Annotated in this window: 9 protein-coding genes; 7 read left to right on the forward strand and 2 right to left on the reverse strand. The window is 73.6% G+C overall.

What is annotated here, in order from left to right; genetic code table 11:
• Positions 1-42: 42 nt before the first annotated feature.
• Complete coding sequence (locus tag ACFUK0_RS38195) at positions 43-1,389, reverse strand: chloride channel protein (protein ID WP_380258336.1); 1,347 nt, start codon at positions 1,387-1,389, stop codon at positions 43-45.
• A gap of 240 nt (positions 1,390-1,629) precedes the next feature.
• Between ACFUK0_RS38195 and ACFUK0_RS38200 the strand changes: the two genes are divergently transcribed.
• The 4 genes from ACFUK0_RS38200 to ACFUK0_RS38215 all read left to right on the forward strand — a co-directional run bounded on the left by ACFUK0_RS38200 (position 1,630) and on the right by ACFUK0_RS38215 (position 4,537).
• Positions 1,630-2,370, forward strand: a complete 741-nt coding sequence (locus tag ACFUK0_RS38200) for a histone deacetylase (protein ID WP_380258338.1) — start codon at positions 1,630-1,632, stop codon at positions 2,368-2,370.
• The gene (locus ACFUK0_RS38205) at positions 2,367-3,488 is read left to right on the forward strand and encodes a hypothetical protein (RefSeq protein WP_380258340.1); all 1,122 of its coding nucleotides are present in this window, start codon (positions 2,367-2,369) and stop codon (positions 3,486-3,488) included. Before ACFUK0_RS38200 ends, ACFUK0_RS38205 begins: the two co-directional genes overlap by 4 nt.
• An 81-nt stretch (positions 3,489-3,569) precedes the next feature.
• Entirely contained in the window at positions 3,570-3,803 is a 234-nt protein-coding gene (locus ACFUK0_RS38210) for a hypothetical protein (RefSeq protein WP_380258342.1), read from the forward strand.
• A 137-nt stretch (positions 3,804-3,940) separates the two neighbouring features.
• Positions 3,941-4,537: a methylated-DNA--[protein]-cysteine S-methyltransferase gene (locus tag ACFUK0_RS38215; protein ID WP_380258344.1), complete on the forward strand. Its 597-nt coding sequence runs from the start codon at positions 3,941-3,943 to the stop codon at positions 4,535-4,537.
• Between the two features lie 40 nt (positions 4,538-4,577).
• On the opposite strand, the gene ACFUK0_RS38220 is transcribed toward ACFUK0_RS38215, so the two are convergent.
• Positions 4,578-5,672 (reverse strand): ATP-grasp domain-containing protein, encoded by a 1,095-nt coding sequence (locus ACFUK0_RS38220; RefSeq protein WP_380258346.1) that lies wholly within the window; start codon positions 5,670-5,672, stop codon positions 4,578-4,580.
• A 546-nt stretch (positions 5,673-6,218) separates the two neighbouring features.
• Here ACFUK0_RS38220 and ACFUK0_RS38225 point away from each other — a divergent pair.
• The 3 genes from ACFUK0_RS38225 (at position 6,219) to ACFUK0_RS38235 (ending at position 9,743) form a co-directional block, all read left to right on the forward strand.
• Positions 6,219-7,646, forward strand: a complete 1,428-nt coding sequence (locus ACFUK0_RS38225) for a family 2B encapsulin nanocompartment shell protein (protein WP_380258348.1) — start codon at positions 6,219-6,221, stop codon at positions 7,644-7,646.
• Positions 7,647-7,819: 173 nt separating this feature from the next.
• Positions 7,820-8,869, forward strand: a complete 1,050-nt coding sequence (locus ACFUK0_RS38230) for a family 2 encapsulin nanocompartment cargo protein polyprenyl transferase (RefSeq protein ID WP_380258350.1) — start codon at positions 7,820-7,822, stop codon at positions 8,867-8,869.
• Positions 8,870-8,984: 115 nt separating this feature from the next.
• Complete coding sequence (locus ACFUK0_RS38235; RefSeq protein ID WP_380258352.1) at positions 8,985-9,743, forward strand: hypothetical protein; 759 nt, start codon at positions 8,985-8,987, stop codon at positions 9,741-9,743.
• Positions 9,744-9,775 lie beyond the last annotated feature (32 nt).

The raw sequence follows: 9,775 nt of genomic DNA on the forward strand, positions 1-9,775 counted from the left end.
TTCGCGGGCCGGGCGCCGGGCGGCTCTCTGCGGCAGCGACGCTCAGTGCTGCTGCTGCGCCGCTGCCGCCGTCGTTGCGGCCATGGCCGGCCGGCGCCGGCCGCGCAGCAGTTCGGCGGTGACGAAGGCCGTGACGGCGGCGACGATCAGCAGGGGCACCAGGTTCGTCGCGGAATCGCCGAGCAGCACGGCCGCCAGTACCGCACTGGTGAGCGGCAGCCGGGTCTGGGCCGCTCCGGCGGCCGCCAGACCGGTGGCCAGGCCCGCCGAGCTGCCGAAGCCGGGGAGGCCGGCGCACATGACGCCGAAGGCCGCGCCGATCAGGATCGCCGGGAAGATCGGACCGCCGCGCATGCTGCCGAGCGCGACGCCCCAGGCGAGCGACTTGAACACGATCAGGGCGATCAGTGCGCCCACCGGCCAGGACTGCGGATCGGCGGCCAGCGCGCCGAGGGTCGCCTGGCCGGACAGCGCGGCCTCCTCCGGCGAGCGGCCGGTGACCAGGGCGTACGCGGTGATGCTCGCGCCGACCGCCACCGCGCACAGCACCGTCCGTACGGCCGTCCGCCGGGCCGTGAAGGCGGCCGTCCGGTGGGCGATCCCCTGGACGACCACGCACACGGCGGCGATGCCCGCGGCCACCGGCACGCCCCACAGGAAGTCACCCGCGTCGGGGAGGCCGACCGGCGGCTCGGAGGGCAGCGACAGGGCGCCGATGCTCAGCCCCGTCCAGTGCCCGAAGCCGATGAAGACCAGCGCGCCGACACCGCTGGCCAGCAGGCAGGGCAGCAGCAGGACGACCAGCTGGGGGCCGGCCAGTCCGGCCGCCTCGATCATCATCACCGCCGCCACCAGCGGGCTGCCGAAGATGGTGGAGATCGCGGCCGTCGAACCGGCCGCGCCCAGGACGACGCCGAGTTTCGGCTCCGCGGCCCGCTTGGCCGCGCGGACGGTCATCAGCGCCAGGGCGCCGCCCATGGCCATCAGCGGCGCCTCCGGACCGAGGACGGTGCCGAGCGGCAGGCAGGCGAACGCGGCCAGGAGGACGCTCGGCAGTTCCCGGGGGAGGGTCGGCGGGCCGCCGAGCCCGTTCACCGGCAGGTGGCCGCCGCGGCCGGGCATCCGCGTGACGATCGGCGCCAGCAGCAGCCCGGCGAGCAGCAGGGCCGGCAAGGGCCACCACCAGGGCGCCCGGTCCATACCGAGGGCCTCGGGCAGGGACTCCCACACCCAGTGCTGCAGCTCGTGCTCCAGGCTCACGAACCCGAACGCCGCCAGGGACACCGGCACCCCCACCAGGGCGGACACCAGCAGCAGGCGCAGGTAGCCCCGGCTCCTCAAGGTGTCGCGCAGGCCCCTCGCGGTGGCGTCGCTCGCCGGTTCGGCCATGGCCGCTCCCCTCGTCCGTGCCGGCATCCGGGCGGGCCGGGTGACGTCACCGGCCGACGGCCGGCGGCCGGTCGTTCCGGCCTCGTACGAGTCTCGCCGCCACCGTCCCGCCCCGCCCGGGCAAGATCACCCGGTTGGCCCAGCGGGCCGGCCGTCGGCCGGGCACCCGGTGGCGGCCGGCCGGACGATGGTGGCCCCGGGCGCCCGGGCCGGCGCCCGCCGAACGGGACGGAAGGAACCGTGCAGACACCCCGGCGACCGGTCCCCGGCCTGCCCGTCGACGGCCCGGTGGACCGCGTCTGGTACGCCGCGTACGGCTCGAACATGCGCCTGGAGCGGCTCTCCTACTACCTCACCGGCGGGCGGCCGCCCGGCGCGCTGCGAAGCTGTCCCGGCTGCCGGGACGGCAGCCCGCCGGAGCGTTCGCTGCCCGTCCTGCTGCCGGGGCGGCTGTACTTCGCCGGCCGGTCGGCGGTGTGGACGGGCGGCGCCGCCTGCTACGACCCGCTCGACGAGGGCGAACTGCCCGCCCGCGCGCACCTGCTGTCCGCCGGGCAGTTCTCGGACATCGCCGCGCAGGAGCGCGGCCGGGCCCCGGGCGCCGAACTCGACCTGGCCCAGGTGCTGGCGACGGGCCGCGCCCGGCTGGGCGACGGGCGGTACGGGACCCTGCTCTGCCCGGGCCTGCTGGACGGGCTCCCGGTGCTGACCTTCACCGCGCCGGGCCGCAGCACGGCCGCCGACCTGAACAGTCCGGCGGCGGCCTACCTCGGGCAGCTGGCCGCCGGACTGCGGGAGGCGTACGGCTGGGGCCCGGCGCGGATCGCGGGCTACCTCAGCAGCCGGCCGGGAGCCGCGGGCCGGTGGACCGAGGCCGCGGTCGTGAACCTCCTCACCGGGGGCGGACCAGGCCGGGCGCGGCCAGATTCCCGGAGCCGGTGCCATAACCGATCGGCCGGTCCGCCGTTGGCAGATACGTGAACCAACTATTCCCGTCGCCCGGCGGCCCCGGCCCGGGCGGCCGCTCCGAGCCGGCGGTGCCGGCCGGGCCCGTCCTGGCGCTGCGCCCCCGCCGGCTGACGCGGTTCGACCGCGGCTGGGCCCTGCAGACGGCGGCCGGGGAGCTGGCCGGCCTGGCCGCCGGGCCGGAGGCGGCCCGCCGGCTCCGGGCCCGCCGGGGCTTCCTCTACGAGAGCGCCCACAACCGGGAGCTCGCCGAGCTCCTGCGCCTGCGGCCGGAGGAGTTCGGCCGGGTCGGGCAGCTGGCGCTCGGCGCGGAGAGCATCCGGATCCGGGGCGAGGTGGTCGAGCTGACCCGGCCCGAGTCCATCGACGGGTTCCAGCGGCTGACGCTGCTGGCCCGGGCGGCCCGCGAGTCGGGGCTGGCCCACCTGGACCGCGCGACCGTCCGGCTGGAGGTGTTCACCAGTCCGGAGCGCGAGCACGTCCGGCGGCTGCACGACGTGGCCGACCTCTACCTGAACCCGGCCACGGCCCAGGACTGCCTCCGGCGCTGCCCCGAACTGCGCCGCCTGGTCGAGGAGTTCGAACGGGAGGGCTGGCTGCCGCGGTTCTCGATGGCGGACGTCACCCGGGCGCTCGCCTGCCTCTGCGCCGCGCCCACGCCGTACCTGTCGCAGCTGGTCTCGACCGACGACGGGCTGGACGGGCTGTGGGCGGACATCTCCTCGCCGCACTACCAGGCGCTGATCCATCCCGGCGTCCACGCGGTCGGGGTGCTCCGGGCGCTGGAGGCCCGGCGGACGGCCCGCCAGGCGCTCGCGCAGCTCCCGAAGACCGCCCGGGCCGGGTACGGACGGCTGGTCGAGGACGCCCCCGACCTGATCTGCTGGGCGGCCTGCCGCCACCTCCCGCTCCACCAGCTGCACGACGAGCGCTCCACCACCAAGTGGGACCGGCTGATCGACCAGGAACTCCCGGCCTGGACGGTGAGCGCGGCCCACGACTACATCGCCCGCAGCCGTCACACCGGTCTGCCGCACCCGGCGGCCCGGGCGGGCGGCCCCGGCCTGGACCGCTGGCTGCAACTGGCCGGGATGAGTCCGGGCACGGCCGCGGGACGCTCCCGGAAGGCGTGACCGCCGCCGGCGGCCCTGCACGCCGCCGCCGGCCGCCGTACGGTGGAGGAACCGAAGGGGGACAGCACGGAGGAGGCCGACATGCCCGGTTCTGTCACCATCAGTCATCACGAGGCGGCGGTCGCGATCGGCGCCGGCGAGGCCCGGCGGCTCGCGTCGGGGCTGGAGGAACTCGCCTACCTGCTGGAGATCCCGGGACCGAACCGGCTCACCGACGCGCAGCTCAAGGTGCTCTGCGACGGCCGGCCGGAGAAGCGCGAGGACGTCGTGCAGTGGGCCCGGGGGCTGGCCGCGGAGTTGAAGGAGCGGCGCTGACCCACCGCCGTCCGGGCCCCGGACGGATTGCGCGACCACCCCGCGCGGCAGCGCGCGGCGGTCGTACGATGGCCCCGGAGGCAGCCGTAGGGGCCCGCCTCCGGGGCCACGGCGTGTGTGCGGACCATCCGGGCGCCGTGCCCGTCGGACGCGGCCGGGTGGACGAGGCGGGGCTTGCCGGTATGTCGATCTCCTGGCTGACGGTCGGGACTCCGCTGCCCAGCGGCCCGATGCAGGTCACCGTGACGCCGGCCGGCGTGGTGGCGACCGGCTACGCCGTCTCCGAGACCGGCCCGCAGGCCCTGCCGTGCACGGACCAGGTGAAGATCGACGCGGTCACCGGCCGGATCACCGAGTACCTCGCCGGGGAGCGCCGCGAGCCCGGCCTGCCGCTCGACTGGTCGCGGGCGAGCGGCCCGCACCTCGTCGTGCTGCGCACGCTGCTCGCCGAGGTGCCGTACGGGAAGACCATCACCTATGGCGAACTCGCGGCCCGCAGCGGGGTGTTCGACGACATCACCGAGCCCGGCCTGGCGGCCAGGACGGTCGGCCAGATGATGGCCGCCAACCCGCTGCCGCTGCTGGTGCCCTGCCACCGGGTGGTCGCCGCGGACGGGATCGGCGGCTTCGGCGGCGGCCGGGTCGGGATCGACGTGAAGCGCTGGCTGCTCACCCTGGAGGGTGTGCTGGAGCCGACGCTGGACTGGAACGGGCCGGACTGGAGCGCGGTCTAGCCGGGCCCCGGTCCGCCGCCCCGCTGCTGCGGACGCGCTCTCAGACCGCCGCGTTCACGGCCGCCTCGGCCCGTTCGAATGCCACCGGGACCCGCTCCACGGCCTGCGGCACCGGGCGGGGCAGGACCGGCTGCACACCCGAGACCAACGTGTACTCGATGCCCGCGAGCTTGTCGGCCGGCCCCGGGGTGGGGGTCTCGCCCAGTGCCAACTGCACGGTGTTCCACGGCAGGTTGAGGCCGCAGAGGCGCAGCTGGTGGAGCCCGCCGGCCGGCCGGGTGTTGACGTCGATGATCACCGGCTCGCCGTGGTGGTGGCGGAACTGCACGTTCGAGAGGAACGCCACGCCGAGCTGCTCGACGAGCCGGGTGGCGGGCTCCAGGTAGCGCGGGGCGGTGGTGAAGCTGCGCCGCCGGCGGTGCTTGGTGCGGCCGATGGCGGTGATCACGGTGCCGTCGCGGTCGGCGAGGCAGTCGACCGACACCTCGGGGCCCTCCAGGTACGGCATGACCAGCAGGTCCACCGGTGCGTCACTGGCGTCCATGGCGGCCAGCACCTGGTCGAGCTGCACGTGCGCGTTCGGGGCGCCGGCCAGCCGGTCCAGTCCGAACGGCTCGCGGGTGAGCACCCGGAAGCCCTCGCCGCCCGCGCCGGAGGCGGGCTTGAGGCAGGGCACGCCGTCGGCCGCCTCGATCTGCGACACCGCGTCGAGCAGCTCGGCGGCGTTGCGCACCTGCCACCACGGCGGCGTCGGCAGCCCTGCGGAGGCTATGGCGGCGTAGCCGTCGACCTTGCTGGCGAAGGCCGAGATGGCGGTCGCCGGCGGGCAGGCCAGGGCGGTGCCGACGTCCTGGAAGTCCTTGTGGTGCAGGGAGATGGCCAGCTGGTTGAGCCGGGGGAGGAAGACGTCGATGGAATTGCGGGCGCAGTATTCGAGCGCGAAGGCGACGTACTCGTCCGGGGCGAGGCCCTCCGGCTCCAGGGCGGCGACGTCGGCGGCGGCCAGCACGGGGGAGTCGGGGTCGACGTGGGTGGCATGGACCTCGATCGGGCGCGGCGCATCGCGCAACTGTTCGATGAAGAACACGTTCTCGGCGTAGGTGCGGTTGAGCCAGACGCGTACGGGTGCGCTCACGGAGGTCTCCCGGGGCAGGAGTGAACGTTCGGGAGGGCATCCGGTCCGGCCGCTCGCTCGGTGCGTAGGCATACGAAACCCGGCGGTCGGCCAATGGCTTCAATGTCTTCGGCGCCTTGGACGTGCCCTTGAGGTGGCACCTTAGCGCTCTTGCGGCGTCGGCGTGAACGGCGGGTCGGGGCTGGACGGGCGGCCGCCCGGCAGCGCCCGGACGGGGGCCGGCCGGCGCTCGCCGGCGGGAGCGAACTGCCTGGTGGCAGCGGGTTTTCCGGAGTATTTCCCGAACGTGAACCGGATGCCGTTCGAGTGCCTTTCGAGGCCGCTCCGGATCTCTGCGGGATGCCGCCGCGATGTCGTCGCAACGGCGGTCGGGCGATGTTCGGGAGATTCGAATGCCACTCGAACCGTAATCGCTCAGGCGACCTATTCGTACTAATTATTCAACCCTCCTGATCACTCGAAAGAGTGATTGCAGGTTAGCTCTATTGGCCCCACGATGATTGCTGCAAGGCGACATTTCATTCGGTTAGCGCGGAGGGTTCCTGTATGTCGACCGAAACCAACGTCGGTATTCCTGCGCAGGGCGGGCAGCCGCAAACGCGGCAGCAGCAGAGCCTTGGTACGGCGGGCGCGAAGAACCTCGCGACCACCACCAAGTCCGCGCCGCAGATGCAGGGCATCAGCTCGCGCTGGCTGCTCAGGATGCTCCCGTGGGTGCAGGTGGCCGGCGGTACGTACCGTGTCAACCGGCGCCTCACCTACGCGGTCGGGCGTGGCCGGGTGAGTTTCGTCAAGACCGGGGCGGACGTCCGGCTGGTGCCGCCCTCGCTCCGCGAGCTGCCGGTGCTGCGCGGGTTCGAGGACGAGGGCGTGCTGGCGGAGCTGGCCTCGCGGTTCGCCCAGCGTGACTTCTCGGCCGGGGATGTGCTGGTCCAGGCCGGGCAGCCGGTCGAAGAGGTCTTCCTGATCGCCCACGGCAAGGTCAACAAGGTCGGCACCGGCAAGTACGGTGACGAGACGGTGGTCGGCTTCCTCGCGGACGGCGACCATGTCGGTGACGAGGCCCTGCTCCAGGCCGAGGCCACCTGGGAGTACACCGTCAAGGCGGCCACCGCGGGCACCGTCCTCGCGCTGCCCTGGCCCGCGTTCCAGGAGCTGGCGGACCGCTCCGAGGCGCTGCGCGGGCAGATCCTGTCCTACCTGGCGGGCTCGCAGGCGGCGCAGAACCGTCACGGCGAGGCGGAGATCGAGCTGTCCGCCGGCCACGAGGGCGAGCACGAGCTGCCCGGCACCTTCGTGGACTACGAACTCGCGCCGCGCGAGTACGAGCTGAGCGTCGCGCAGACGGTGCTCCAGGTGCACAGCCGGGTCGCGGACCTCTACAACCAGCCGATGAACCAGATCGAACAGCAGTTGAAGCTGACGATCGAGGCATTGCGCGAGGCCCAGGAACACGAGCTGATCAACAACCGCGAGTTCGGCCTGCTCCACAACGCCGACTACGACCAGCGGATCCAGACCCACTCCGGCCCGCCCACCCCCGACGACATGGACGAACTCCTGAGCCGCCGCCGGGGCACCAAGTTCCTCCTCGCCCACCCGAAGGCCATCGCCGCGTTCGGCCGCGAATGCAGCCGCCGCGGCCTCTACCCGGACTCCCTGGAGGTGCACGGCCACCACGTGCCGGCCTGGCGCGGGGTGCCGATCTTCCCGAGCAACAAGATCCCGATCCTGGACGGGCACACCAGCTCGATCCTCGCGCTGCGTACCGGTGAGGACAACCAGGGCGTCATCGGCCTTCACCAGACGGGCATTCCCGACGAGTACCAGCCGAGCCTGTCGGTCCGGTTCATGGGAATCAACGAGAAGGCGATCATCTCCTACCTCGTCAGCGCCTACTATTCCGCCGCCATTCTGGTGCCCGACGCCATCGGCGTCCTGGAGAACGTCGATATCGCCCGTCCGCGCGACTGACCGGCGAGCACCGAATTACCCGGGTGCCGGTCACGAAGACCGGCGCCCGGCACCGGCCGCCCGCATTCGGGCGGCGCCCGGGACGCGGCCGCGTGGCGCGCCCGGGCGCCGCTGCCCCGGGCGGGGCCGGTGCCCGGCAACCGGCGCGCGTTCCCGCGTCAGGGGGAGGAAGCATGGGGATCTTCGCATTGGAACGGGACCACCGGGAGGGCAGTGACGTCGAGGACGTCCTCGCCCGTGCCCGGGGTCTCGTCGACCCGGTCCTGCGCGCGGCCGTCGACACGCTGCCCGTGTCACTGCGCCGCATCGCGGCCTACCACTTCGGCTGGTCGGAGGCCGACGGCCGCCCGGCCGCCGGCCCGGCCGGCAAGGCGATCCGGCCCGCCCTCGTGCTGGCCGCCACCCGGGCCCTCGGCGGCGATCCGGCGACCGCCGTCCGGGCCGCCGCCGCCGTCGAACTCGTCCACAACTTCACGCTGCTCCACGACGACGTGATCGACGGCGACGACACCAGGCGGCACCGGCTCACCGCCTGGCGGGTCTTCGGCACCACCGAGGCGATCCTCGCCGGCGACGCCCTGCACTCGCTCGCCCTGCGGCTGCTCGCCGAGGACGGCCACCCTGCCGCCCGTGAGGCCGGCCGCCGGCTCGCCGACTGCGTGGTCGAACTCTGCGCGGGCCAGCAGGCCGACTGCGCCTTCGAACAACGCGGTGACGTCTCGCTCGCCGAGTGCCTGGCCATGGCCGAGGCGAAGACGGGCGCGCTGCTCGGCTGCGCCTGCGCCGTCGGCGCGCTCTACGCGGGGGCGGACGAGGAGGCCGCGCAGGCGATGGACGCCTTCGGCCGGGAGATCGGCCTGGCGTTCCAGCTGATCGACGACCTGATCGGGATCTGGGGCGATCCGGCGGTCACCGGCAAGCCGGTCGGCGCGGATCTGGCGGCCCGCAAGAAGTCCCTCCCGGTGGTGGCCGCGCTCGCCGCCGACGGCGCGGAGGGCGCCGTGCTGGCGAGCCTCTACGGCCTGGACCGCCCGCTGACCGAGGAGGAGCTGGCGCGCTGCGCCCGGGCCGTCGAGGCGGCCGGCGGCCGGGCCTGGGCCCAGGGCGAGTCCTGCGAGCGGATGGCCACGGCGATCGGCCACCTGGCCGAGGCCGTGCCCGAACCGGCCGCCGCCGACGACCTGCTGGCACTCGCCGAGCTGGTCACCCGGCGCAGCCACTGACCCCGCCGGGGCCCGGCGGCCGCTCGCCCGGTCACCTCCGGCCGCCGCCTGCCCGGTCACGCCCGCCCGTCGTCCGATCACTGCCCGATCACTGCTCGATCGCGAGGAATAGCCCATGAGTTGGCTGGACATCGGCATTGTGGTCATTGTCCTGCTCTGCCTGGCCGCTGCCCTGAAGCTGTTGCAGCGTTTCGTCCCGCACCCGGTCCGTGAGGCCCACAACGACGTCGCCGGATTCATCTTCGCGGCGGTCGGGGTGCTCTACGCCGTCCTGTTGGCGTTCGTGGTGATCGCCGTCTGGGAGGCCAACGACTCCGCCCGCAAGACCACCTTCCGGGAGGCCGACTCGCTCGCCGGGATCTACTGGATCTCCCGTGAGCTGCCGGCCCCGCTCGGGCCGCAGCTGGAGAAGCAGACCCTGGACTACGCCCGCCTGGTGATGGACACCGAGTGGCCGCTGATGGCGGAGCACCACAGCAGCCCGGAGGCCACCCAGCTCGTCTACGGGATGCGGGCGGGCGTCTTCTCCATCAAGCCGGAGAGCCAACAGCAGAACGTCCTGTACGAGCACGCCGTCAGCCACCTGGAGAACCTGGCGTCCGAGCGCCGCCAGCGGCTCAACCAGGTGGACGACGAAGTGCCGCCGCTGCTCTGGACGGCCCTGATCGCGGGGGCGGTCCTGACGATCGGCTTCACCTTCCTGTTCGGCCTCTCCAACACGCTCTCGCACACGCTGATGGTGCTGGCGCTGGCCGGGCTGGTGGTGATCTCACTGATCGTCATCAAGGAGATGAACTTCCCGTTCACGGGGGTGACGGCGGTGAAGCCGACGGCCTTCGAAGTCTTCCTGAACCGCCTGCCACCACCGCGCTGAAGCAGAATCGTTCACTCGCCGGGGTACGGCGG

Origin of the sequence: Kitasatospora sp. NPDC057223, assembly GCF_042669755.1 — a bacterium.
Lineage (GTDB): Bacteria > Actinomycetota > Actinomycetes > Streptomycetales > Streptomycetaceae > Kitasatospora.

What these genes read in the sequence shown, in the direction of transcription:
- ACFUK0_RS38210 (WP_380258342.1), top strand. Translation starts at nt 3,570, where the DNA reads ATGCCCGGTTCTGTCACCATCAGTCATCACGAGGCGGCGGTCGCGATC.
- ACFUK0_RS38230 (WP_380258350.1), top strand. Translation starts at nt 7,820, where the DNA reads ATGGGGATCTTCGCATTGGAACGGGACCACCGGGAGGGCAGTGACGTC.
- ACFUK0_RS38235 (WP_380258352.1), top strand. Translation starts at nt 8,985, where the DNA reads ATGAGTTGGCTGGACATCGGCATTGTGGTCATTGTCCTGCTCTGCCTG.
- ACFUK0_RS38225 (WP_380258348.1), top strand. Translation starts at nt 6,219, where the DNA reads ATGTCGACCGAAACCAACGTCGGTATTCCTGCGCAGGGCGGGCAGCCG.
- ACFUK0_RS38195 (WP_380258336.1), bottom strand. Translation starts at nt 1,389, where the DNA reads ATGGCCGAACCGGCGAGCGACGCCACCGCGAGGGGCCTGCGCGACACC.